At 67.6% G+C, this 24716-nt stretch carries 20 protein-coding genes; 2 read left to right on the top strand and 18 right to left on the bottom strand.

What is annotated here, in order from left to right; genetic code table 11:
- From AC04L7_RS00360 to AC04L7_RS00310, 11 genes are all read right to left on the bottom strand, one after another.
- Positions 1-1095, bottom strand: a 1095-nt coding sequence (locus AC04L7_RS00360; RefSeq protein WP_475512355.1) for a BatD family protein, incomplete at its 3' end; no start/stop codon positions are given.
- Entirely contained in the window at positions 1092-2840 is a 1749-nt protein-coding gene (locus tag AC04L7_RS00355; RefSeq protein ID WP_436000240.1) for a vWA domain-containing protein, read from the bottom strand. The genes AC04L7_RS00355 and AC04L7_RS00360, both read right to left, overlap by 4 nt.
- Positions 2837-3859: a vWA domain-containing protein gene (locus tag AC04L7_RS00350; RefSeq protein WP_296278557.1), complete on the bottom strand. Its 1023-nt coding sequence runs from the start codon at positions 3857-3859 to the stop codon at positions 2837-2839. Before AC04L7_RS00350 ends, AC04L7_RS00355 begins: the two co-directional genes overlap by 4 nt.
- The gene (locus tag AC04L7_RS00345; protein ID WP_436001095.1) at positions 3856-4308 is read right to left on the bottom strand and encodes a DUF4381 domain-containing protein; all 453 of its coding nucleotides are present in this window, start codon (positions 4306-4308) and stop codon (positions 3856-3858) included. Before AC04L7_RS00345 ends, AC04L7_RS00350 begins: the two co-directional genes overlap by 4 nt.
- 2 nt (positions 4309-4310) lie before the next feature.
- Complete coding sequence (locus tag AC04L7_RS00340) at positions 4311-5207, bottom strand: DUF58 domain-containing protein (RefSeq protein ID WP_436000243.1); 897 nt, start codon at positions 5205-5207, stop codon at positions 4311-4313.
- 31 nt (positions 5208-5238) lie between these two features.
- Complete coding sequence (locus AC04L7_RS00335; protein ID WP_436000245.1) at positions 5239-6225, bottom strand: AAA family ATPase; 987 nt, start codon at positions 6223-6225, stop codon at positions 5239-5241.
- Between the two features lie 170 nt (positions 6226-6395).
- Entirely contained in the window at positions 6396-8321 is a 1926-nt protein-coding gene (locus AC04L7_RS00330) for a type IV pilus secretin PilQ (RefSeq protein WP_299346606.1), read from the bottom strand.
- A 14-nt stretch (positions 8322-8335) separates the two neighbouring features.
- Positions 8336-8863 (bottom strand): pilus assembly protein PilP, encoded by a 528-nt coding sequence (locus AC04L7_RS00325; protein WP_436000246.1) that lies wholly within the window; start codon positions 8861-8863, stop codon positions 8336-8338.
- Positions 8860-9549 carry a type IV pilus inner membrane component PilO gene (locus AC04L7_RS00320; protein WP_299346609.1) on the bottom strand — a complete coding sequence of 230 codons (690 nt, stop codon included), beginning with the start codon at positions 9547-9549 and terminating at the stop codon, positions 8860-8862. The genes AC04L7_RS00325 and AC04L7_RS00320 overlap by 4 nt, the downstream gene beginning before the upstream one ends.
- On the bottom strand, positions 9546-10310 hold the full coding sequence (locus AC04L7_RS00315) for a PilN domain-containing protein (protein ID WP_436000248.1): 765 nt from the start codon (positions 10308-10310) through the stop codon (positions 9546-9548). The genes AC04L7_RS00320 and AC04L7_RS00315 overlap by 4 nt, the downstream gene beginning before the upstream one ends.
- Positions 10310-11368, bottom strand: a complete 1059-nt coding sequence (locus tag AC04L7_RS00310) for a pilus assembly protein PilM (protein WP_436000250.1) — start codon at positions 11366-11368, stop codon at positions 10310-10312. Before AC04L7_RS00310 ends, AC04L7_RS00315 begins: the two co-directional genes overlap by 1 nt.
- A 214-nt stretch (positions 11369-11582) precedes the next feature.
- Between AC04L7_RS00310 and AC04L7_RS00305 the strand changes: the two genes are divergently transcribed.
- Together AC04L7_RS00305 and AC04L7_RS00300 are read left to right on the top strand one after the other, a co-directional pair.
- A complete protein-coding gene (locus tag AC04L7_RS00305) occupies positions 11583-14006 on the top strand; it encodes a penicillin-binding protein 1A (protein WP_475512354.1) in 2424 nt (807 codons plus the stop codon).
- A 99-nt stretch (positions 14007-14105) separates the two neighbouring features.
- Entirely contained in the window at positions 14106-14762 is a 657-nt protein-coding gene (locus tag AC04L7_RS00300; protein WP_436000254.1) for a hypothetical protein, read from the top strand.
- Positions 14763-14829: 67 nt separating this feature from the next.
- Here the strand turns inward: AC04L7_RS00300 and AC04L7_RS00295 are convergent, their stop codons facing one another.
- The 7 genes from AC04L7_RS00295 to AC04L7_RS00265 form a co-directional block, all read right to left on the bottom strand.
- Positions 14830-16119 (bottom strand): citrate synthase, encoded by a 1290-nt coding sequence (locus AC04L7_RS00295; RefSeq protein WP_299346621.1) that lies wholly within the window; start codon positions 16117-16119, stop codon positions 14830-14832.
- Between the two features lie 260 nt (positions 16120-16379).
- Positions 16380-16622, bottom strand: a complete 243-nt coding sequence (locus tag AC04L7_RS00290) for a type B 50S ribosomal protein L31 (protein ID WP_162336762.1) — start codon at positions 16620-16622, stop codon at positions 16380-16382.
- A 74-nt stretch (positions 16623-16696) separates the two neighbouring features.
- On the bottom strand, positions 16697-17635 hold the full coding sequence (locus AC04L7_RS00285; protein ID WP_475512356.1) for a nucleoside hydrolase: 939 nt from the start codon (positions 17633-17635) through the stop codon (positions 16697-16699).
- Between the two features lie 137 nt (positions 17636-17772).
- Positions 17773-19878, bottom strand: a complete 2106-nt coding sequence (gene recG / locus AC04L7_RS00280) for an ATP-dependent DNA helicase RecG (protein ID WP_436000258.1) — start codon at positions 19876-19878, stop codon at positions 17773-17775.
- An 86-nt stretch (positions 19879-19964) separates the two neighbouring features.
- Positions 19965-22415, bottom strand: a complete 2451-nt coding sequence (locus AC04L7_RS00275) for a TonB-dependent receptor (RefSeq protein ID WP_436000260.1) — start codon at positions 22413-22415, stop codon at positions 19965-19967.
- Positions 22416-22450: 35 nt separating this feature from the next.
- Complete coding sequence (locus AC04L7_RS00270) at positions 22451-23626, bottom strand: SO2930 family diheme c-type cytochrome (protein WP_475512353.1); 1176 nt, start codon at positions 23624-23626, stop codon at positions 22451-22453.
- Positions 23627-23634: 8 nt separating this feature from the next.
- Positions 23635-24716 (bottom strand): parallel beta-helix domain-containing protein (locus tag AC04L7_RS00265; protein ID WP_475512352.1); only part of this gene is annotated, 1082 nt, incomplete at its 5' end.

Below are 24716 nucleotides of genomic sequence, written 5' to 3'. Positions count from 1 at the left end.
GGGAAGCGTCGCGCGCTTCGCCGTTCCCGCGCGCACGTCCCACCACGCCATCGCCATTCCCGGCACGGCGAGCGCACCGGGCCGGGCCGGGACGAGGGAGTAGCGCCGCGTCAGCTTCACCTGCGGCGTTCCACCGACGAAGGTCTCGTCGTACTGCGGCGGCTCGGCAAGGACCTGTGCGCCCGGCACCGCCGGTGCGGGGAATTCCGGCAGCTGCGCCTGCGTGGCGCCGACGACCGTGGCTTCGATCGCCAGCGTCGCGGCCTCGCCGGCGCGCAGCTGCTCGGGCACCGCGGTATAGCGCAGGCGCACGTCGCGCACGGGCAGCCAGGGTTGCGGCGCGGTGGCAGGTTGCGGCCGTACCTGCAGCGTGCGCGGCGATCCTGTGATGTTGACGTCGCGGCCGCTGCCGCCGAACAGGTCGTCCATCCAGCCGCCCGCCGTCCTTCCGCGAAAGCGCGCGCCAGGCAGGGTCAGGGGGCCGCTGCGCTCGGGCACGAGCAAGTACCTGCGCTCGGCCGTGCTGTAGCGCCGCCCATCGATCTCGCGGCTGGATTGCACGATCTCGCCCACGCGTTGCAGCAGGGCGCCGTCGGGAGGATCGAGATCCAGCTCGCCGGACAGCGGCGTGGCGTAGAACAGCCGCACCGTGATGCCGACCGACTGCTGCACGTAGGGATCCGCGTCGTCGATCTCGGTTTCGACGAACACCAGCCCGTTGGCGGCGGCACTCGCGGTCGGCGTAGCCGTCACCTCCAGCACCAGCGGTGCGGTACGGTCGTTGCCCACCTGAAGGGCGGGAATCGCGAGCGAGCCCGCGCGGCGCGGTCGCRGGGTGAGCGCGAAGGTGGTGCTGCTGCCCATGCGTCCGTTCACCCAGCGCACGCTGCGACTGTCCGACTGGCCTTCCACGTTGAAGTCGCGCATCAGTGGCGTCAGGTCCGGCGTGGCGGACACCGCATCGGTCTCCACGTTCAAGGTCACCGTTTGCCCCAACGCCACTTGCGACTGTTCCAGCCACGCGCGCGTGGCCGCCAGCGAGGACAGCGGCCACGCCACCAACAGGCACATCCACAACCACGCCCGGTATCTCATCGTCCTTCTCTCTGGCGGCGTTCCTGTTCGAGCCGGAACTTCGCCTTCAGCAGCGAGCCGGGTTCGTCCGGCACGCGTTTCAACCATGCGTCGACCGCTTGCCGGCGTTCGCGCGCTTCCGCGGATTCGACCTGCGCGGCGGGCGTGTCCCCACCGGGCGGTCCGGCGCGCTGTGCCGCCGCTTGCGACATCGCCTGGCGCATGCGCTCGCGTTGTGCCGCATCAGCGGCGGACTGCGTGGCGGCATCGGGAGGCGATGCGGGAGGTGCTTCGGAAGAGGGGCGTCCAGCCGGTGGCGCCTTTGCTTGCTGCGTCGACGTCGCCCCCGAAGAGGAAGAGCGCGAGGGCTTGTCGGGCGCATCCGCACCTGCGTTGGCCGGGCCTTGCGATCCTTGGGAGCCCTGCTGGCCCGCACCCTGCTGCCCAGACTTCCCGTCGTTGTCTCGAGGGGACGGCGGGCGCTTGCGGGCCGCATCGACCGCGGCCCGGTTCGCCACCGCATCGGGCATGCCCGGCCTCGCGCGCAGCGCACGATCGTAGGCGGCGATGGCGTCGTCGTACCGTTGCTGCTTCGCCAACGCATTGCCGAGGTTGTACCAACCCTCCGCCGAGGAGATGCCGCTGAACGCCTTTTCAGCGGCGACGTAATCGCCTTTCCGATAGGCGTCGGCGCCGTGCACCAGGCGCGCGTGTTCGGCCTGGTCGCTGCGCTGCCACCAGTCCAGGCCGGCGGCCGATGCGGGTTGCGCCATCGGCAGCCACAACGCACCCAACAAGACCAGGGGCGCGCCGCGGCGGAACCCCAGCAACGCGAGCGCCATCAGCGGAACCAGCAACCAGTAGCCTTCGTCACGCCACGCCTTGCCGACGCCGGACGACGCGCCGCCTTGCTCCGCCATGCGCGGGGACCGCAGTGCCAGCGCGGCGATGTCGGCCTCGTCGGTGGTGAGCGTCGCGTAACGACCGCCGCCATCGCGGGCGAGGCGACGCAGCGATGTCGCATCCAGCGCCGCGCGCCCGATCACACCGTCGCCGCCGCGGTAGGCGGCGCCGGATGCCGTGCCCAATCCCAGTACGGAGACGGTGTGGCCCTGCGCGTGCGCGGCGGCGGCGGCGGCCGTCGCTTCTGCGTCCGCGCGATCGGTAAGCACCAGGATGTCGCCGCCCCGGACATCCGCCTGCGTCATCAAGCGGGCGGCCCACGCGATGCCACGGTCGGTGCGCTGCCCATCCACCGGCATGATGTCCGGCGACAGGTCGTCGAGGAACAGGCCGATGTTGGCCACGTCGTCGGTCAGCGGCGCTACGGTGAACGCGTCGTCGGCATAGGCGACCAGCGCGACGGGGCTTCCCGCGCGCGCAGCCAGGATCTGTCCGAGCTTTGCCCGCGCCTGCAACACTCGCGATGGCGGCAGATCGCTCGCGGTGGTACGGCTGGAAAGATCGAGCACGACCACCAGAGGCCGCTGCACCTGCCAGAGGGGTTGGTCGACCTGGCGCCAACTCGGGCCCGCCAGCGCCAGTACCGCCAGTACGTAGGCGATGCTTGCCACCGCCAGGCCAGCGCGTACCCGCACGCTGCCCTGCACCAGCAGGTGCGGCAGGAGGTGCGCATCGACATGCCCCCGCCATGCACTGCGGCGCTGTCGCTGCACGCGCCAGGCCCACATCAACACGGGCAATGCCGTCAGTGCCCACAACCAGTGGGGACGGAGGAAGTGCAACGCCGTCCAGTCCATGCTCATGCATGCCTCCGCGGCAGCACGAACGCGAGCAGCGACACCAGCAACGCCGCGGCGAGCGGCCACGCGTAGCGCTCGATGCGTGGGCGCACCGCCCTGCCCGGCTGCTCCACCGGCTCCAGCCGGTCCAGTTCGGCGTAGATGCCTGCCAGCTCGCGCGTATCGCGCGCGCGGAAGAAGCGCCCGCCGGTCTGCGAGGCGACATCGCGCAGGGTGGCTTCATCGATGGCCTCGGCCGAACTCGCCGGCATCGGCAAGGGGATGCCGAACACGCTGATGCCGCCATCGCCACCAAAGGCGATGGTATGGATGCGCACGCGCTCTTCCTTTGCCAGTTCCGCGGCTTTGGCGGGCGTCAGCACGCCGGCGGAGTTGACGCCGTCGGTGAGCAGGATCAGCACGCGCTGGCCATCCTGCTGCGTGCGCAGGCGGCGCACGGCGAGTGCGATGGCATCGCCGATGGCGGTTTCGCGACCGGCGAGGCCCGCGACGGCATCGCGCAATTGGTCGCGCACCGTCTGCAGGTCGCGCGTCAGCGGCGTCATGGCATACGCCCGCTGGCCGAAGACCAGCAGGCCGACGCGGTCGCCGTCGCGTCGATCGAGGAAATCCGCAAGCACGGCCTTGGCAGCCGTCAGGCGATCGACGACGGCGCCGCCCAGCTCCATGTCCGGCTCGGTCATGCTGCCGGACAAATCGACCGCGAGCATCAGGTCGCGTCCACTCACCGGGGGCGTCACGGCGTCGCCGAACTGCTGGGGTCGTGCAGCGGCGGCGCACAGCAGGAACCACGCCAGCCACGCCAGCGCAGCCGCGCGCTTTGGCAGACCACGCCCTCCCTGCCGGGCGATCGCCTGCACCGCGGGCCCGTACGGCACCTTCAGCCCATCGGTCTGGGTCTGCCGCGCCGGCAGCAGCCAGCGCACCAGCCACGGCAACGGAAACGCCAGCCACAGCCACGGCCACGCGAAGCCCGCGTACCCATCCTGCAGCCACTGCAGCACCGGCAGAGACGCGCTCATCGCCGGCCCGCCATCAAATCGAGGAATCGCTTGCGCGCCACGTCCGTCGCGGCCGACAGTTCCGCAGGCGCCACCTCGCGACGGAAGCCCCCCTCGAGCAGCAGGCGACCCGGCCCCTGCGAAAACGCACGGCCCTGCGTACCGTCGAGGAACGCCAGCCACGCATCACCCTGCAGGCGATCGGCAGACGGATCACACCGTCGTGCGGCCCGGCGCAGCCGCTCGGACATGGCGGCGACCTGCTCTGCGGGCGAGCCGCCTGCGATCGCGGCGTCGAACCAGCGCAGCCAAGCCTGCCGCGTGCGACGTCGATGCCAACGCCATGCAACAACACCCGCCACCAGCAAGGCGACGACGCCCGCGACCAGCCACCATCCCGGCGCCAGCGGCCACCACGGCGGCGAAGCCGGTACATGGACATCACGCAGCACCAGCGTTGCCAATCCCATGGTCATGCCACCTGCGGCTGGGCGCGGCCCAGCGCCGCCAGCCAGGCGTCGCTGGGTGCATCGGTCGACAGCGTGCGCACCTGGACGCCACGTGCAGGCAGGCGATCCAGCGCGCGCTCCAGAGGCTGCTGGAACTCCATGCGCCAAGCCTCGCGTTGCGACGGGCTGGCCAGGTCGAGCTCCACGCGCTGGTGGCCCACGACGAACGGCAGGCGCCGGGAAGGCGGCGCCGTTTCGAGCGGATCGGTCAGCAACAGGACGACGACATCGTGGTGAGCGGCCAGCGCAGGCCAGCGCGATTCCGGAATGGACGCCAGGCTGTGCGGATCGGCCAGCACCAGTAACCGTGAGCCGGGCCGCAGCAGCCGTGCGGCGTGGTCCAGCGCGAAGGCGAGCCCGAGATCATCGGGCGGCGGCGCGGCATACCAGCGCACCAACGCATCGAGCACGCGCAGCGCACCGCGCGTGCCGGACGCCGGCGGAACGGGCGCTTCCGCCAGGCTGCCGCGGAGGATGGCGAGGCGATCCCCGTCGCGCGCAGCCTGCCACGCCGCGACTGCGCCAGCGCGCGCCGCCTGCACGGACTTGAAGCGTGTTCGCGTACCGAAATAGAGCAGCGGCGAGGTATCGGCCACGATCAGCGTCAGCCGTTCGCGTTCGGCCTGGAACAGCTTGGTGTGGGTACGGCCGCTGCGCGCGGTCAAGCGCCAGTCGATGTGGCGCACGTCGTCGCCCGCGACATACTCGCGCGACTCCGCATACTCCATGCCACGACCCCGCATCGGCGAGGCCGACGGGCCACTCACCGAATGCCGGCCCCGCCGGGCGGGCGGGCGACGCTGCGCGCTCGCACGCAGCGCGATCAACTCGGCCAGGGTGGGCAGGATGCCTTCGTTCATCGGCAGGACACGCGCGAGTGGAATCCCGGGCTCAGGGCAACGGAACCGCGTCGAGCAACGCCTTCACCAGGCGATCGCCGTCCCAGCCCTCCGCGGTCGCCTCGTAGCTCGGCAGCACGCGATGACGCAGCACGTCCGGTGCGATCGCACGGATGTCGTCGGGCGTGACGTAGTCGCGACCCGACAACCACGCGCGCGCGCGCGCGCACCGTTCGAGCGCGATGGAACCGCGGGGACTCGCGCCCCAGGCGATGCGCCGCGCCAGCGTAGCGTCGTAGCGGGAGGCGTCGCGCGAGGCGAGCACCAGTTCGATCAGATAGCGCTCGAGCGCCGGCGCCAGATGCAGGTCGAGTACCTGCGCGCGCGCTTGGAAGACATCATCCAGCGGCATGCGCTCGACCGCCGCGTGCACCGACTGCATCTGCTCACGCGCCCGGTCACGCGCCAAGCGCAGGATTTCCGCTTCGGCCGCGGCCTCGGGATATCCGATCTTCACGTGCATCAGGAACCGGTCAAGCTGCGCCTCCGGCAACGGGAAGGTGCCCTCCTGCTCGATCGGGTTCTGGGTCGCCATCACCAGGAACAGGGCCGGCAGCGGGTACGTGTGCCGACCCACGGTCACCTGGCGCTCGCCCATCGCCTCAAGCAGCGCGGACTGCACCTTCGCGGGCGCGCGGTTGATCTCATCGGCCAGCAGGAGGGGATGGAAGATCGGCCCGGCCTGGAATTCGAAGCGCGCCTCCTGCGGCCGCCACACTTCCGTCCCCGTCAGGTCCGCCGGCAGCAGATCCGGGGTGAACTGCACGCGGGCGAAGTCCGCATGCAACCGCGACGCCAGCGCGCGGATCGCGGTGGTCTTCGCCAGTCCCGGGGCGCCCTCGACCAGCAGGTGACCGTCCGCCAACAAGGCGATCAGCAGGCGCTCCACCAGCGCGGCCTGGCCGACGATGGCCTGCGAGAGGTCGTCGCGCAGGGTAACGAAGCGATCGAACAATCCGGGGGGAGACGGGAGGTCCATGAGCGTTGGATGGCGGAGGGTGCGTGTGGGACCCACAGTCTGCCACGCGGGTTCCCCGACCCCGCTGCCGGTACCGAAGCGGATTCAGCGGAAGTTCGCGGCGGTTCGACGGATCAGAACGAAGAAGGGCCGCTTCCGCGGCCCTTTTCCGATCCGTGCAGAACGAGGGATCAGCGCTTGTTGACCGACAACACCTTCGGGGTGATGAAGATCAGCAACTCTGCCTTCTGCTTGCTGCGGCCCTTCTTCTTGAACAGGTTGCCCAGGAAGGGGATGTCGCCCAGGAACGGCACCTTGGAGACGCTGCTGCGATCGGTGAACTCGTACACGCCGCCGATCACCACGGTCTGGCCATCTTCCACCAGGACCGCCGTGTTGATCTCGCGCTTGTCCAACTCCGGCACGCTGCCGTAGCCTTCCAGCGTGATGTAGCGGTTCACTTCGTCCTTCTTGACGTTGAGATTAAGGAAGACGCGGTTGTCGTTGGTGATGGTGGGCATCACCTTCATCTCCAGCAACGCCTCCTTGAACTGCACGTTCGGCGTGGCTACGCCACCCTGGCCGGCCGTGATCGTGACATAACCGACCTCCTTGCCTTGGCGGATGACGCCCTCGCGCTGGTTGGCGGTCACCAGGCGCGGGTTCGAGATGACTTCGCCGCGACCTTCTTCCTGCATGGCGGACAGTTCGAGGTCCAGGTCGAAGTTGCGACCCAGAAGCGTGTACGCGATCGCTCCGGCGGCCGACTGGGTGAATCCGCCCGCCGGCAGATTGACATTCAGATCACGCGGCAGGATGCGGTCATCACCGTTGCCCACGTTCACATTGTCGGTGATGTTGCCGCCGATGATCTGCGTGCGATCGCCAGTACGGCGGGCATTGATACCGAAGCGTGCGCCCAGGTCGCGGGCAAACGTGTCGGTTGCGATCACGATGCGACCTTCGATCAGAACCTGATCGACGGGACGGTCGATCGTCGAAATCAGCTCGCGCATCTGCGCGACCTTCTTCGGAATGTCGCTGATCATCAGCATGTTGGTGCGTTCGTCAGCGACGATGCGACCGCGCGGCGACAGGAAGCCGTTCTCCTGGTCGCGCCCGCCATTGCCACCCCCGCCACTGCCGCTGTTGCCCTGGTTGCCGATGCCCTTGGCCTCGGTCAGTGCCTTGAAGATCGCGGCGGCGCTGTGGTAGTTGATCTGGACGTAATCCGTGACCATGTCCTCGCGATTCTCGATCGCGATGCGGGCGTCTTCCTTGTCCTGCTCGAACTTGGCCAGCTCGGGCTGCGGCGCAACCCAGACGACCGCGCCGTCACGGCGTTTGTCCAGGCCTTTCGCCCGCAGGACGATGTCCAACGCCTGGTCCCACGGTACGTTGACCAAGCGCAGCGTGACGTTGCCCTGTACGGTATCCGACGCAACGATGTTGAGGTTGGACTCTTCCGCGATCAGCTGCAGTACCGTCCGCACCGGGACGTCCTGGAAGTTGAAGGTGACGGGGCGACCGCTGTAACGACGGGCCTCGGCTGCCACCCGCTGCGCCGCTGCGACAACCGCCGAGGCACTGGTACCGCCGACAGCGCCCGGGGCTCCCATTGCCTTCTGACCCGCGCTGGGCACGATCTCGACGACGTATTCGTTGCCGGTCTGGTAAGCCAGGGACTCGAAGTTGCCGCGCGTGCTGAGCACCAGCTGCGTGCCCGCTCCCTTGCTCTGCGCATCGACGCGCTGCACGGGCGTGGCGAAGTCGGTGACGTTCAGCGCTCGCTGCAGGGATGCAGGCAGCGTCGCGTTGCCGACGTTCACGACTACGCTATCGCCCTGGTTGCGAAGGTCGGGCGTCGCCCCCTGGCCATCGAACTTGATGACAAGGCGACCGGCCCCGTCCTCACCCCGGCGGAAATCGATGTTCGACACCGACACCGCAGACGCGGGCTGGGTAACGGCGACGGGGGACGTGGCCTGCGCCGTCGGCGAGACGGCACCCGCCGCACTTGCCGCGGCAAGCAGGCCGATGGCCAGCCCCAAAGAGCAGACCCGGAAGGTAGCCAGGCGCCGGGACGGCCGCAGGCGGTGGGCATTCGTAGCGGTCATCGTGTATCCCCCAATCATTGATCTTCAAGCGCGATGGACGCCGGCCGTTCCAGCCAACCGCCCGCGCCATCCGGCACTAGTTCGACAAGTTCCACGCCATCTTCGCGGACCGAGGTGACCCGGCCATCGCTCTGGCCCAGGTAGTTCCCCGGACGTACCCGGTAGGTGACCTTGTCGGGCCCCATCACCAGTGCCACCAGACCCGCCCCCTTGCCGATCGTACCGACCATGTCCAGGCTGTCCAGCGGGTACTGCTCCAGTGTTTCCTTGCGCCGGTTGGGGTCGGGACGCAGCCCGCCCCCATCGGTGTTGCTCCACGCATTGCTGAAAGGATCCCGCAACGTCTGCGCGGCATACTCGAACGTCTCGAACTGCTGCATCACAGGCAGCGGGTCGAGCGGGGGCGCGGGACGCGCACGCACGTCTTCGACCCATTTCTGCAGGTTGGGCGCGTCGCCGGGGGTGCTGGTGACCCCCCGCGCGCAACCCGACGCCGTCAGGACGGCCGCGAGGACCATGAAATGCCAGGTGCCGCGCATCATGGTGACCCTCCTGCCTTGGCCGCCTTGTTCTTTCCATCCGCCTTGGCTGCCTCAGCCGCCGCAGCCTCCTGTTCCGCCACCTCGGTCTCGTCGAGGTAACGATATGTCTTGACCGTGCCCGACAGTTCGAGCGCGCCGCGATTGATCCCGTCCTTGCCTTCCTTCGGCTGCAGCGAAATGTCGTGCATCGTCAGGATGACGACGCGCGGCAACGAAGCGACGCCGCTGACGAAGGCACCGAACTGGTGGTAGTTGCCCACCATGCGCAACTGGATCGGCTTCTCGGCGTAGAACTCCTTAAGCGTCTCCGGCTCCGGCTGAAACAGCTCGTTGGTGAGGCCACTGGACAGCGCCGTCTGCGAGATGTCGATGATGAGGTCCGGCATTTCCGTCTTGCTGGGCAAYTGGCGGAGCATCTGCTGCAGCACCTGCTCCATCTGCGCCAGTTGCTGCTTCAGCGGCTCCAGGTTCGCGGCCTTGGCCTGCTCCTTCTCGAAATCCTGCCGCAGGCGTACTTCTTCCTGTTCCAGCGAATCCAGGGTTTGCGCCTTGCCCCTGACGAAGAGGAAGTAGGAGAGCGCAAGGATGAAGATCGCCAGCACCACGCAGAAGCCCATCTTGGCGTTCTGCGGCCAGGCACCGATGTTGTTGATGTCCAGGTTCTTGAGCGATGTCTTCTGGCTCATGCGTTGCTCCCGGAAGCCGGAGGGGTATCGCCTGCAGGAGCGGAGGGTGCCGGCGCTGCGGGTGCAGGTGGCGCCGCGGGTGAAGGGGCGGCAGGCTGGCCTTCAAGCGGCGCGGTGGTCGGTGCCGGCGTGGTAGTCGGGGCGGCCGGCGATGCGCCGCCGGCGGCGGTCTCGGCTTCCTGCTCGGCGGTCGGGTTGGCGAGCCGCACCTGCAGCGTGAACACGTAAGGCAGCGCGCTGCCGGCTCCCGGGTTGGTCAGCGTCTTGGACTCTTCCGGCTTGGCTTCGATGATCGACAGCTCGGGCTTGGTCATCCAGCCGGAGGTCTCGAGGTTGCGCATGTAGGCGCTGACCCGCGCGTTGGATTGCGCGCGACCTTCCAGCGTCAGCACTTCGCCTTCCTGCTTGATGTTGGACAACATCACGCCATCGGGAATGGTGCGGACCAGCGAGTCGAACAGGTGGACCATCTGCGAGCGGTTGGCCTGCAGCTTCTCGATGACGTCCTTGCGGGCCAGCAGGCGGCGCTTCTGCTCGTCGAGCTTTTCGATTTCCTTGTTCTGTGCCTGGACCTTCGCTATCTCGTCCTTGAGGAAATCGTTGCGCGCGGTCTGTCCGGACACCTGGCGGTCGTAGTGGAACCACAACAGGAAGGAGAGCAGCAGGCCGGCGATCGCGGCGGCGCCCAGCATGACGTAGAACTCGCGCTGGCGCTGCACACGACGTTCGGCACGCCATGGAAGTAGGTTGATTCTTGCCATCAGTCGAAGCTCCTCAAAGCCAGGCCGGTGGCGATCATCAGCGCGGGCGCATCCTGCGCCAGCGCATGCGCCTGCACGCGCGGGCCGAGGGTCATCTGCGCCAGCGGGTTGGCGACCACGGTCGGCACGCCCAGTTGCTCCTCGACCATCTCCGGCAGGCCGGGCAGCGCGGCGCAACCGCCGGCCAGCACGATCTGGTCGACGCGGTTGAACTCGCTACCGGCATAGAAGAACTGCAACAGGCGGCTGATCTGCTGGACGGTCGCCTCCTTGAAGGGTTCCAGCACTTCGACTTCGTAGCTTTCCGGCAGGCCACCCTGGCGCTTGGCCAGGCCCGCCTCTTCGTACGTCAGGCCGTAGCGACGCATGACCTCATCGGTCAGCTGCTTGCCGCCGAAGACCTGCTCGCGGCTGTAGAGGCTGCGTCCGCGCCGGAGCACGTTGAGGGTGGTCATGGTGGCGCCGATGTCGACCAGCGCCACGACACCGTCCTGCGGGATCGGCAGGTCGGACGCCATCAGCGCGAACGCGTTCTCGACAGCGAAGGCTTCCACATCCATGACGCGCGCCGTCAGTCCGCCCAGTTCGAGCGCGGACTGGCGCAGCTCGACGTTCTCGGAGCGCGAGGCGGCGAGGAGGACCTGCACCATCTCCGGGTTGTTGGGCATCGGGCCCAGCACCTCGAAGTCGATGTTCACTTCCTCGATCGGATACGGGATGTAGTTGACGGCCTCGAGCTCCACCTGGGCTTCCAGGTCGCTCTCGTCCAGGTCGGCCGGCATCGGGATGATCTTGGTGATCACCGCGGAACCGGACACCGCGGCCGCGGCGTGCTTGGCCTTGCTGCCGGCACGGTTCACGGCACGGCGGATGGCCTCGCCGACCGCCTCGACTTCGACGATGTTCTTCTCGACCACGGCGTTCGGCGGCAGCGGCTCGACGGCATAGTGTTCAACCCGGAAACGGTTGCCCACGCGCGCGAGCTGCAGCAGCTTTACCGCAGTCGAACTGATGTCGACGCCGATGAGCGGCGACTGGCTTTTTGGGATTAGCCCCACGGTCTTTCCCCTTCCGACGGGCACTGGGCGCAACTTGCGCCGACATTAATAACCAAGTTTTTACGCTTGGCAACCGACGATCACGTGGCTGTGCGGCTTGTCACGTTTCACGAGGGTTGTTCCCCAAGTCCCTGTTCCCCATGGGATCACCTGTGGCGATCCCGGCGGTCATCTATACTCTGCCGCTACGAATTCTGCAATCGGAAAGCACTGGATGTCCCGTTTCCGTCGTCTTCTCCGTTGGACCCTCATCACGTTCCTGATACTTGGCCTGGCCGGCGCGGTCGGGCTGGGGGTCCTGTACTACACGGTCTCGTCGAAGGWGCCGGACGTCCAGTCCCTCCGGAACGTCGAACTGCAGGAGCCGCTCTACATCTACGCCAACGACGGCCGCCTGATCGGCCTGTACGGCGAGATCCGCCGCTATCCCGTGCAGATCGGCCAAGTCCCGGCCCGGGTGAAGCACGCGTTCATCGCTGCGGAAGACAGCAAGTTCTATGAGCACCGGGGCGTGGACCCGACCGGCGTGGCCCGCGCGGTCTGGCAGATCGTCAGCCGCAAGGAAGGCCGCGTGGCCGGCGGCAGCACCATCACCCAGCAGGTCGCCCGGCAGTTCTTCCTGAGCTCTGAGGTGAGCTACAGCCGCAAGATCCGGGAAATGATGCTGGCGTTCCGCATCGAGGAGATGCTGACCAAGGACGAGATCCTGGAGCTGTACCTCAACAAGAGCTTCTTCGGGAACCGCTCCTACGGTGTCGCCGCGGCCGCCGAGTACTACTACGGCAAGACCCTGGACCAGCTCACCCTGGCCGAGACCGCCACCCTGGTCAGCGCACTCAAGTTCCCGTCCAGCGGCAATCCGATCAGCAACCCCGGCCGCAACCAGCAGCGCAGCGCCTACGTGGTCGAGCGCATGCGCGAGGACGGCTACGTGACCGCCGCCGAGGCCGCGCAGGCGAAGGCCGAGCCGATGCACGCCAAGCCGCACGAGCGGCCGATCGAGGTCAATGCCCCCTACGTGGCCGAGATGGTGCGCCAGGAAATGATCGCGCGCTTCGGACCCGAGGCGTTGACGAAGGGTTACCACGTCACCACCACGCTCGATGCCGCGCTGCAGACCGCCGCCAACGAGGCCGTCCGCGATGGCTTGGGCCTGTACGACCGCCGTCATGGCTGGAACGGCGTCGAACAGCATGTCGACGTGGCCGCCGACGCGGACGCCGCGACGCTGGCTACCCATCTGCGCGGCATTCCCGCACAGAACGGCCTCATTCCTGTTGTGGTCGCCCGCACCGCGGATGACGGCAGTGCGACCGTGGTCATGGCCGATGGCCGCGAGATCACCCTGCCCGTCGCCGCCAGCAAGTGGACCGGCCGCTCGCCCGCCAGACTGCTGAAGCGCGGTGACCTGACGCGCATCAAGGCCGGCAAGGAAGAGGGCAGCTACGCGCTCGAGCAGATCCCGCGTGCGCAGGCCGCGCTCGTCTCGCTCGACGCCAACACGGGTGCATTGCGTGCACTCGTGGGCGGTTACAGCTTCGCCGGCAACAAGTTCAACCGCGCCACGCAGGCACGCCGCCAGCCGGGCTCCAGCTTCAAGCCGTTCCTCTACGCCGCCGCGTTCGAAAAGGGCTTCAATCCGGCCTCCATCGTGCTGGATGCGCCGGTGGTGTTCCGCGACCGCCGCGGCCACATGTGGCGGCCCCAGAACGACGGCGGCGGCTTCCGCGGCCCGATGCGGCTGCGCGAGGCGCTCGTGCAGTCGCGCAACCTCGTGTCGGTGCGCCTGCTGGACGGCATCGGTGTACCGTTCGCACGTACCTACATCAGCCAGTTCGGCTTCGAAGAGGCAGAACTGCCGCCCAACCTGTCAATGTCGCTGGGCACCGCCTCGCTGACGCCCCTGTCCGTGGCGCGCGGCTACGCGGTGTTCGCGAACGGCGGTTCGCGGGTGACGCCATGGTTCATCGATCAGGTCAAGGATCGCGAAGGCAACGTGGTGTTCAAGGAGAACCCCGCCGTCGCGTGCCGCGGATGCGGCAGCGGCCAGCACGGCGCCAGCGCGGCGGCCGCCCAAGTGGTGGATGGCTTCAACTTCGGCCCTGCCGATGCCCCCAAGCCGGCAGCGGTCGAAGCGCAGAAGGCCAAGCCCGAACCGAAACCGGCCGACCCGAACATGGTCACCGCACCGCGTGCGATCGATGAGCGCACCGCCTACCAGCTGGTGTCCATGATGCGCGACGTGGTCCAGCGCGGGACCGGCACCGCAGCCAAGGTGCTGGGGCGCGAGGACGTGGGCGGCAAGACCGGCTCGACCAACGATCACCGCGACGCCTGGTTCGGCGGTTTCGGCGGTACGTACGCCACCGTGGTATGGGTGGGCCGCGACAACTTCCAGTCGCTCGGCTACCGCGAGTACGGCGGCAAGGCGGCGCTGCCGATCTGGATCGAATACATGCGCGCGGCGCTGAAGGACACACCGGTCGCATCGAACGACCCGCCCGAGGGCATGGTGCAGGCCACGCTCAATGGCGTGACCGAATGGGTCAAGGTCGAGGACATGGAGCGCATCCAGGACTACGACCTGTACGGCCCGGAAGACGCCGTGCCGGATGAAGAGGCGTTCGACATCTTCTGACGCCATGGCGTGAAGGCTCCCTGACGGCGCGCATGCGCCGTCATCGCCAACGCGGGAGCATGGTGTACATTCGGCTCTGTTTCGACGCGGAGGCCTGTCATGCACCACGCCCGTCAACACGCCGAAACCCGCACTCGCGAACGCCGCCAGCGACTGGCGCACGAGGCCGCCCGGCTGATGGCCGAGGGCGGCATCCGCGACTACCACCAGGCCAAGCTCAAGGCCGCCAGCCGGCTGGGCATCCACGACGATGCTTCCCTGCCCCGCAATCGCGAAATCGAAGACGCACTGCGCGAGTACCAGCGCCTGTTTGCTGGCGAAGCGCATGTGGCGGGACTGCGGCGGCGGCGCGAAGCTGCGTTGCGCGCGATGGCGTTCCTCGCCGACTTCTCGCCCCGCCTCGTCGGCCCCGTGCTGGAGGGCACGGCGGACGGGAACACGCCCGTGCACATGCATCTCCACAGCGACGATCCGGATGCCGTCACGCGTTTCCTGGAGGAGCATCGCATCCCCGCCGAGCCGCGCGAACGTCGGCTGCGCATCGACCGGGAACGCGTGGCCGACCTGCCGGTCTGGGTGTTCAGCGCCGAGGAACTGGGCTTCGACCTGACGGTGCTGCCCCACGACGCGCTACGCCAGGCGCCGCTCTCCAGCATCGACGAGAAGCCCATGCGACGTGCATCCGCGGCGCAACTGCGCCAGATGCTCATCGAAGAAGACATCGCCGGCTACGAACGGGATGCCACGCGTCGCTGAGCCGACGCCCTGCGTCCCCATGCCAAAAGAAAAGGCCCCTTGCGGGGCCTTTTTGCTTCTTGCGCGATCAGCGCTTGCCGGTCGGCACGTAGTCGCGCGGCGCGTAGCCGGTGTATATCTGGCGCGGACGGCCGATCTTGGCTTCCGGATCGATCTGCTGTTCCAGCCAGTGCGACACCCAGCCCGCGGTGCGGCCGATGGCGAACATGACGGTGAACATCTCGGTCGGGATCTTCAGCGCCTTGTAGATGATGCCGCTGTAGAAGTCAACGTTCGGGTAGAGCTTGCGCTGGATGAAGTACTCGTCCTTCAGCGCGGCCTCTTCCAGCTTCATCGCCACTTCGAGCAGCGGATCGTCGACGCCCAGCTCGCCCAGCACCTTGTGGGTCATCTCGCGGATGATCTTGGCGCGCGGGTCGAAGTTCTTGTACACGCGGTGGCCGAAGCCCATCAGGCGGAAGCCCGATTCCTTGTCCTTGGCCTTCGCCACGGCGGTCTCGACCTTGTCCGGCGTGCCGATCTCTTCCAGCATCTTCAGCACGGCTTCGTTGGCGCCGCCGTGCGCCGGGCCCCAGAGGGCGGTGATGCCGGCGGCGACCGACGCATACGGATTGGCGCCGGTCGAACCGACCAGGCGCACCGTCGAGGTCGAGGCGTTCTGCTCGTGGTCGGCGTGCAGGATGAACAGCAGGTCCAGCGCCTTGGCGACGACCGGGTTCAGTTCCAGCGGCTCGCTCGGCACCTCGAACATCATGTGCAGGAAGCGATCGACGTACTCGAGGTTGTTGCGCGGATAGCGGATCGGCCAGCCGATCGAGTAGCGATAGGCAGCGGCGGCCAGGGTCGGCATCTTCGCCAGCAGGCGGATCGCGGCCAGGCGACGCTGCTCCGGGTCTTCCAGGTCCAGCGTGTCGTGGTAGAACGCCGACAGCGAGGCAACCGTGCCGGCCAGCATGGCCATCGGGTGCGCGTCGTAATGGAAGCCGTGCAGGAAGTTCTTCAGCGACTCATGCATCATCGTGTGATGCGTGACCTCGTGTTCGAACTTGGCGAACTCCTGAGGGGTCGGCAGTTCGCCGTTCATCAGCAGGTACGAGACTTCCAGGAAGCTCGAATGCTTGGCCAGCTGCTCGATGGGGTAGCCGCGGTACAGCAGTACGCCGTTGTCGCCATCGATGTAGGTGATGGCCGACTTGCAGCTGGCGGTGGCGGTGAAACCGGAGTCGTAGGTGAAAAGACCCGTTTCCTTGGTCAGCTTGGAAATGTCGACGCAGTCGTTGCCCAGCGTGGGCTTCAGGACGGGCAGGACAACGGATTTGTCGCCGGCATTCAGCGTGACCTGGTCAAGTTCGGACACAGTGTGCGCTCCTTCGTGGGGTAACGCCGGCCAGGGGTCCGGACGGCGCGTGACGGGAGTCCAGGGAGTGAACCTTGGATGACCCGAATTATCGCACACGCCCTCTGGAGCCGTCGCTCGATACCGCACCAAAGTCAGACCAAAGACTAAGGCGGCGGACGCAACCGAACATTCCGGAATGGCGCCGTATGCAGTGCGCGCAAACGCRMACGGCCGCGCACGAGGCGCGGCCGCAGCGGGTCAGGCGAACGACGTTTCGATCAGCGCGCGTAGCGCTTCTGGAACTTGTCGATACGGCCGCTGGTGTCGATGACCTTGTGCTTGCCCGTGTAGAACGGATGCGAAGCCGAGGAGATTTCGACCTTGATGAGCGGGTACTCGTTGCCGTCTTCCCACTTCGTCGTTTCCTTGCTTCCCAGCGTGGAGCGGGTAAGGAACTTGAAATCGGAGGTCACGTCGTGGAAGACGACTTCGCGGTAATTCGGGTGGATGTCGGCCTTCATGGCGGTAACACCGTGTCACGGGAATGGAAGAGCGGCATTTTAGCCCGCCCTCCCTGCCCGGCGCAACCCGCCCCTCAGCCGGCCGCCAGTGCCGCCTCGATCAGGGCCTCGAAGCGGTCCTGGTCGTRGCGCAGCAGGATATTGGCCTTGTCGGGCTGCCCGCCCTCCCGGCGCCAATCCACGATCGAGGCGCCCCGGGCGTGGGCACCCTGCAGCTCGATGGCGAGCGGCCGTTGGGCCAGCTCCCGCGCGCCCTCCGGCGCCAGCACGAAAGCCATGGCGAGGGCATCGGCGGCGAACCAGTGGTCGCCGCGGCGGTCGGCGGACCACGAGCGCGTCTTCTCCGAGATGCGGTCGTAGAACCGGGCGCGCGCGGAATCGGCGCGCAGCCAGGCGGCCACGCGCTCGTGGTGCAGGCCATGGGCGATGGTCGCCTCCCAGTCGGCCAGGTCGTAGCGGTCGAACGCCTCCAGCACTAGGTGCGCAGCTTCGGGGTCGAAATAGAAGTTGAACTCCGCGGCCGGCGTAATGTTGCCGTGGCAGGTCACCGCCCCTCCCATCACCACGAACCGGGCGATCCGCTGCGGCAGCGTCGGGTCCAGCTTGAGCGCGAGCGCGACATTGGTCAGCGGCCCGAGTGCGACCAGCACCAGTCGGCCCGCGTGCTCATGCGACAGCCGCAGGATGGCCAGCGCCGCGTGCTCGGCTTCTGCCTGGCGCGCTGCGGGCGGGAAACCCACATCGCCGAAGCCGTCCTGTCCGTGCACGTAACCGGCATCCGGCGACGGGTGCAGCAGCGGCGCAGGCGCGCCCGCGAACACGGGGATATCGTCGCGACCCGCGACTTCGCACAGCTTCAGCGCATTGCGCACGGTGTGCTGCAGGCCCACGTTGCCGGCCGCGATGGTCAGGCCGACGATGTCGTGGCGCGCATCGTTGAACGCCATCAACAAGGCCAGCGCGTCGTCGACGCCGGGATCGGTGTCGATCAGCAGGGGGATCTTTTCGCTCATCTTCTGCTCTTCGTCTTTCAGGTCGCCGAGTCTCGCATTGCAGGCGACGCCATGGAAGCGCACGGCGGGTCCTGTAGGGCGGAGCTCGCTCCGCTGCGACGAACATGTTCAGCCGAGCAAGCTCGGCTCTACGCAAGTCACGCGGAGGCGTATCGCGCCGCGCCACCCACCCAGCGCTGGATCACGCGGTCTGCCGCCGCAGGATCATCCGACAGAAGACGTTCCGCCAGTGCGTGCACCTGCGGCAGCAGGCTCGCATCGCGCGCGAGGTCGGCGACGCGGAACGCGGCAAGCCCGGTCTGCCGCGTTCCCAGCAACTCACCCGGGCCGCGCAGCTCCAGGTCCTTTTCGGCGATGACGAAGCCATCGTTGGTGGCCCGCATCGTCGCCAGCCGGTGCTTGGCCATCATCGACAGTGGCGGCTGGTACATCAGCACGCAGGTCGATGCCGTCGCGCCACGACCAACCCGCCCACGCAGCTGGTGCAGCTGCGCGAGACCCAGCCGCTCCGCGTTCTCGATGATCATCAGCGAGGCATTGGGCACGTCGACGCCGACTTCGATCACTGTCGTGGCGACCAGCAGGTCGATCTCGCCTTGCTTGAAGCGCCGCATCGTCGTCTGCTTGTCCGACGCCTTCATGCGTCCGTGCACCAGGGCGACGCGGGCCTCCGACAAGGAGGAGGACAACGCCTCGAAGGTCGTCTGCGCCGCCTGCGCGACCACCTCGTCACTGTCGTCGATCAGAGTGCAGACCCAGTAGGCCTGTCGTCCTTCCGCACACGCCGTGCGGATGCGGTCGACCAGCTCGGGCCTGCGCTCGGCACTCAAGGCCACGGTCTGCACCGGCGTGCGTCCCGGGGGCAGTTCGTCGATGGCGGATACATCCAGATCGGCATAGGCCGCCATCGCCAGCGTGCGCGGAATTGGCGTAGCGGTCATCACCAGCTGGTGCGGTACGCGRTCGTGTCCCGCACCCTTGTCGCGAAGTGCCAGACGCTGGTGTACACCGAACCGGTGCTGCTCGTCGACGATGGCCAGGCCGAGGTCGTGGAAGGTCACGGCTTCCTGCATCAAGGCGTGGGTGCCGACCACCACCTGCGCCTCGCCCGACGCCACCTGTGCCAGCACGGTCGCGCGGGCCTTGCCGGTGACCTTGCCGGCCAGCCAGGCCACGCGCACGCCGAGCGGTTCCAGCCACGCGCGCAGGTTGGCGAGGTGTTGCTCGGCCAGCAGCTCGGTGGGCGCGGCCAGCGCCACCTGCTTGCCCGACTCCACTGCCAGCATGCCGGCCAGCGCGGCGACCACGGTCTTTCCGCTGCCTACGTCACCCTGCACCAGCCGCAGCATCGGCGACGGTTTGGCGATGTCGTCGCGGATCTGCGCGAATACCCGCTGTTGTGCGCCGGTCAGCGTGAAGGGCAGCGCCTTCAGCAGTGCTTTCACCAGCCGGCCCTTGCCCTTCAGCGCCGGTGCTCCGTGCCGCTGCAGGGCCAGCCGCTGCCGGCGCAGGCTCAGGTGGTGAGCCAGCAGCTCCTCGAGCGCCAAGCGTCGCTGCGCCGGATGCGTACCGAGGGCGAGCGCGGCGACGTCCGCATCGCGCGGCGGCCGATGCATGGTGAGCAGCGCCTCGCGCAGCGACGGCAACCCGAGCCCGTCGAGCAGCGTGGCCGGCAACAGCTCCAGGCGCGCGTTGTCCGGCAGCCGCTCCAGCGCCTGCCCGACCAGCTTGCGGATGCTCGCCGGTCCGAGCCCTTCGATGGCCGGATAGACCGGATCCAGAGCGTCGCCGAGCGCCGCGTCATCGTCGTCGCCCAGGATCCGATAGCTCGGGTGGACGATCTCCAACCCGTGCTGGCCGGGCTTCGGCGTGCCGTAGCACCGGATGCGCGCACCCACGGCGAACTGCGTGACCTGGGCGGCGCGGAAGTGGAAGAAACGCAGCACCAGCGACCCGGTCGATGCATCGCCCACCGCCACCCTCAGCACCGGGCGATACCGGAATCCACGTTCGACGGCCTCGACGCGTCCTTCCACCTGCGCCGGCACGCCCGGTTGCAGCAGGCGTATCGGGGTGATTGCCGTGCGGTCTTCATAGCGCAGCGGCAGGTGCAGCCACAGATCCTGCATCGTCTGCAGCCCGCGCGCGGCGAGCTTCTCCGCCACGCGCGGACCGACGCCGGGCAGGCGACTGAGGGGTTCGGCGGAGAGATCGATGGACGGCGTGTCGCGACGTGCGGGCATCGCACAAGGATGCCGGGAACCACGCAAAACAAAAACCCCGGCATCGCGCGATGCCGGGGATCGTGCCCGCCGCGTCTTCGCGTGGATCAGAACTTCACGGCGACTTCCATGCCGTACGTGCGTGGCTCGGTGATGGTGGCACCTACCACCCCCAGCGGACCGCGACCATAGGTATTCAGCCCTTTCACATACTGGTTGTCGAAGACGTTGTTGCCGTAGATCGCCCAACTCCAGTGACCCTGTGGCGCGGTCCAGCCGATGCGCACGTCGGTACGATCACGCGCCTCGCCGATGTCGAGCAGCGCGTTGACGCCGCAATCGCCCTGCAGGTCCGAGCCCGCGTTGCAGCGGCTGCGTCCGCGGTAGGCATGCCGCGCGGAGACGCGCAGCGCGCCATGGCCGGCCAGATCGACCTGGTAAGCCGCGCCCAGTGACGCGGTGAAGCGCGGCTCGCCCGTCGGCTCACCGTCCAGGTCCACGCCCTCCGGGGTCACGTAATCCTTGTACTTGGAATCGATCCATTCCGCCTGCGCATCCAGTGTCAGGCCATCGGTCACCTTCCAGCGCAGGTCCACGTCGAGGCCGGTGGCTTCCAGGTCGCCGGTGTCGAACACGAAGCGCGGGATGTCGACGGGATTGTTCGGGTCAGGATCGATCAGGCGCACCGACTGGCGGTTGTCGTAGCGGTAGTGGAACAGCGACGCGTTCCAGGCGAAGCGCCCGAACGACTGCTTGATGCCGGCTTCCAAGTTCCAGACGTCCTCGTTCTCGAACGCGGGCCCGATCTGCAGCGCGTTGAAGCCGCCCGCCTTGTAGCCCTTCGCCAGCGAACCGAACACCATGGTGCGGTCATCCAGGTGGTAGTCGACGACGAAGCGCGGGCTGACGTCGCTCCAGCTGCGCTTGTCGCGTACCAGCACGCCCTTGTTCACCATCGCCGGCGGATCGATGAAGGCCATGTCGAACGTGAGGGTCTCTCGACTGATCGGGATGCCCATCTGGCCCAGCGCGGCGAAGAAGCCCAGGGATTCCAGCAAGGCCAGCTTGGCTTCCAGCTCGGGCGCGTTGCGGGGCGTATTGAGCCAGGTGAAGTCCTTCTCGTCGCGCGTGTAGCGCAGGCCGAAGGTGAGGTTGAGCCTGTCGGTCGCGCGCCAGATGACGTCGCCGAATGCCGCGTACGCCGTGGTCGACAAGGTGTTGTTGAAGCGCTCGTTCCAGCGGTCGCCCACCAGCGACACCGGTATACCGCTCATCTGCGCCAGCAGAGAGGTGAAACCGAACAGGCTGCCGTCCGGCGTCGGCGCGATGCCGAGATTGCGCACGATATTGTCGACCGCTTCGGTATTGGTGTTCACTTCGCTGGTCTGCCGCGCATCCTCCTTGAAGAAGCTGGCCCCGGCCACCCAGTCCAGCCGCGCATTGCTGCCGGCGAACTTGAACTCCTGGTAGAAGGTCTCGTTGCTCTCGGTGTTCACCGAATCGATGTACAGGTCGGCGCGGTTGGTGCCGTCCTCTTCGGTCTGGTTGAGCGCATCGTACTGTCGCCATGACGAGGTCGAAGTGAGGTTGCCCCAGGTGAAGGCGTGGTCGACGATCAGGGTGACGCCATCGAACGTGCGCCACTCGGCGTTGTCCGCGTCGCTGTAGGTCGGCACGTCGCGGGGATCGAGGTAGTCGTCCGGATCCACGGGTACGGGCGGCCGCAGCGGGTACGCGGGTAACGGCACGATGCCGGTAGTGACGCGGCCATTCTGGTCCAGGCTTTCGTGGTCCCAGCTCAGCAGGGCCGTGGTGTTGTCGCCAACGCGCACCTGCCATGCCGCGCGCGCCGCCCAGACGTTCTCGCCCCCCAGGTCCTTGCCGGTGGTGCCATCCTGGAACCAGCCGTCGCTGTGGTTGAACAGCGCGTTGACCCGCAGCGCCGAGGTGTCGCCGGTCGGGATGTTCCACATCGCGTCGGCGTACTGCTTGCCGTAGTTGCCCAGCCGCAAGCGCAGCCTCGCCTCAGTTTCGTCCTGCGGCCGCCGCGTGACCAGCGAGATCGCGCCTGCCGCGGTATTGCGCCCGAACAGCGTGCCCTGCGGCCCCTTCAGCACTTCGATGCGCTCGACATCCAGGAATGGCAGCAGCACGCCGCCGCCCCGGCCGCCGTAGACACCGTCGACGAAGATGCCCACCGCCGGATCGGTACCGATGCCGAAATCGTTGGTCTCCACGCCGCGCAGGCGGAACGAAGGCTGCGTGGGCTGGGCGGCGTCCACCACTAGGCCGGGCACGAACGCATCGATGTCGCCCAGGTTCTCCGCCGCGACGTCATCCAGGAGCTGCTGGTCCACGACCTGCAGCGCGATCGGCACGTCCTGCAGCTCCTGCTGTCGGCTTTGCGCGGTGACGGTGATGGTGTCGAGATTGGTGGCCTGCTGTTCGCCCTCGGGCGTCGCCTGCCCCCACGCCGTCCCGCTGGCACCCAGTGCCACGCAGCCGCCGAACAGCGCGCGCCGAAGCCCCACCACCAGATTCCGTTGCATCACTTTCATCACGCCCTCCCGGAAACGTTGTGCGGATACCGGCCTCAGATGGCCGGCGGTGTTTCATTGCCCGTAGTCATCCCCGTATCGCAACTGCCGGACTGCGCATCGATCCAGGYGCGGATCAGCGCCACGCCTTCGCGATGGACGACCGAGCGCCCGACCTCCGGCATCATGATCGCGGGGTCGTCGCTGTCCAGCCTGTAGTCGAAGATGGAATCGGCGGCGTGGCCCGGCACGATGTCGTATCGCCGGTTGCCCGTGCCCTTGCCCGCCGCGATCGGCTGCTTGCAGAAGCCCAGTTTCAACCGGTCCTGCGTGTGCGCGTCCAGCCACAGGCCGGACGTGATCGCCGGGCCGGTGGCGCTGTGGCAGTGACCGCAATTGATGTCCAGGTAGGCGCGCGCACGCGCATCCAGCGATGCCTGCGGATCCATCGCATCGGCCAGCCGGGGGGGAGCGGCCGGTACGCCGGTCAGATAGCCCACACGCACGAGATGCGCCAACTGGTTCTCCGTGCCGCCCGCGTAGTCGAAATCCCGGTTCAGGTGTCGTGCCTTCGGCCCGATCGGCAACAGCTTGCGCGACCTGTTGTCGGTGATGTGGCAACCGCCGCACTGGTTCTGGTCGGGGACCTGGTAGTCGGCGGCTTCGCGCATACCCTGCGCATCCACCAGCGCAAGCGGCACCAGGTCGCCCGTGCGCTTGAGCGTGGCCTGGGTCTGCGCCGCATTCCAGACATAGGGCAGCGCCACCCATCCTTCGGCCCGATGGACCAGCAGGCGCGTTTCGATCAGGCGCACCTTGGCCAGGTCCAGCGCCTCGCCCTGCAGGGACGACTGTGCAGGCGGCGTGCGCGCCACCGAGGTGCCGTCCCATGTCGTTCCCTCCGGCAACGGATAGTAGAACGTCTTGCTGAGGATGGTGCCGACGGGGAAGTCGAAGGTCCGCTCGGCCTGGTAGGTGGCCGACGTGCCTGCCGGCATCCAGACGGTGCGCAGCTTGTGGGCGTAGTCGCTGAACAACGGCGTGCTGAGGTCGTAAGGCACCACGCCCTCGTTGAGGCGCAGGCGTCCGTCCTCGATGCGCACCACGCCCCATTCCTCCAGCGTCGCCGGCTGCCCTGTGGCGAAGAAGTGCACGCGATGCGCCGGCCGGCACGCGGCGACCGCCATGCAGGCCACCAGCACGATCATCCCTGCCGCCGTGCGCGACCGCATGCGTCGTCTCAGCCGCGTTTCAGGTCGACGGCCGGCAAGCGCGGCAGTTCGCACTCGTGGATCTTCGCGTCCTTGCTGGGTGCCTTGTATCCGCCGGGACCGTCCGCGTTGACCACGCCATTGACGTCGCGCAGGCAGATCTGCGGACCCACCTTCTTCCCGTCCACCACGCGCTCCTTGTTGAAGTACCCATCCCACAGCACGTCAGGGAAGTTGCCGCGCAGGCCGTACGTGGCCACCTTCAGCGCCTTCAGGTCGAAGCCGTCCGGCGAGTCGCCGCCACCCGACAGGGTGTTGCCATGGACATGGATGCGCTCCGGATAAGGATCGAAGTTCGGCGACGCGCTGCTGTCCTTGTAGCCGGTGGAGTACACGCTGGAGACGATGATGTTGGCGGTCGCGTTGTCGCGGATCTCGTTGCCGAACACTTCAATGTCGTCGTTGGAATTGATGACGATGCCGGATCCCGCCGGCACGCTGGCCACGGGGGTGCCCTTGGCACCAAAGTTCTCGTGGTTGTTGGCGATCACCTTGTTGGCGTAGACGCGGATGTTGCCGCCCTGTTGCGACAGGCCCGGCATGTTGAACACCAGGATGCCGCCGGTGTTGCCAGTGGCGACGTTCTCGTAGACGTCGGCGTTGATGGTGTTCTCGATCTCGATGCCCGCGACGTTCTGCTCCGCGCGGCTGCGGCGCACGATCACGCCGTCCGACTGGCCCACGTAGATGCCGGCATCGGATGCACCGATGGAGACCGTGTCTTCGATCAGCACGTTCTTCGTCAGCACCGGATAGATGCCGTAGGCGCCGTTCTTCGTGCTGGGTCCGCCCGTCCATTGCACCTTGACGCCGCGGATGGTGATGTTGGACGACTCGCTGATCTTCAGGCCGTCGCCCCTGGAGTCCTCGATGGTGAGGTTCTCGATGGTGAAGTCGTCGCCGTTGACCAGCAGGCCCTCGGCACCGGCTTTCTGTCCCTTGAAGCTGAGCACCGTCTTGTCCATGCCGGCCCCGCGGATCGTCACCTCGTCCGCGCGCAGGCTGAGGCTGCGATCAAACGCATGTCGGCCGGCCGGGATCTCGATGACAT

The sequence above is a fragment of the Pseudoxanthomonas sp. LjRoot204_2 genome, assembly GCF_056175765.1.
Note: the sequence above shows the minus strand (reverse complement) of the source record. Positions and strands in the feature narration are given on the sequence as shown.

Excerpts from the sequence above, each read along its gene's own strand:
- AC04L7_RS00355 (WP_436000240.1), bottom strand. The coding sequence starts at position 2,840 with ATGAGCATGGACTGGACGGCGTTGCACTTCCTCCGTCCCCACTGGTTG.
- AC04L7_RS00350 (WP_296278557.1), bottom strand. The coding sequence starts at position 3,859 with ATGAGCGCGTCTCTGCCGGTGCTGCAGTGGCTGCAGGATGGGTACGCG.
- AC04L7_RS00345 (WP_436001095.1), bottom strand. The coding sequence starts at position 4,308 with ATGGGATTGGCAACGCTGGTGCTGCGTGATGTCCATGTACCGGCTTCG.
- AC04L7_RS00340 (WP_436000243.1), bottom strand. The coding sequence starts at position 5,207 with ATGAACGAAGGCATCCTGCCCACCCTGGCCGAGTTGATCGCGCTGCGT.
- AC04L7_RS00335 (WP_436000245.1), bottom strand. The coding sequence starts at position 6,225 with ATGGACCTCCCGTCTCCCCCCGGATTGTTCGATCGCTTCGTTACCCTG.
- AC04L7_RS00330 (WP_299346606.1), bottom strand. The coding sequence starts at position 8,321 with ATGACCGCTACGAATGCCCACCGCCTGCGGCCGTCCCGGCGCCTGGCT.
- AC04L7_RS00325 (WP_436000246.1), bottom strand. The coding sequence starts at position 8,863 with ATGATGCGCGGCACCTGGCATTTCATGGTCCTCGCGGCCGTCCTGACG.
- AC04L7_RS00315 (WP_436000248.1), bottom strand. The coding sequence starts at position 10,310 with ATGGCAAGAATCAACCTACTTCCATGGCGTGCCGAACGTCGTGTGCAG.
- AC04L7_RS00300 (WP_436000254.1), top strand. The coding sequence starts at position 14,106 with ATGCACCACGCCCGTCAACACGCCGAAACCCGCACTCGCGAACGCCGC.
- AC04L7_RS00290 (WP_162336762.1), bottom strand. The coding sequence starts at position 16,622 with ATGAAGGCCGACATCCACCCGAATTACCGCGAAGTCGTCTTCCACGAC.
- AC04L7_RS00275 (WP_436000260.1), bottom strand. The coding sequence starts at position 22,415 with ATGAAAGTGATGCAACGGAATCTGGTGGTGGGGCTTCGGCGCGCGCTG.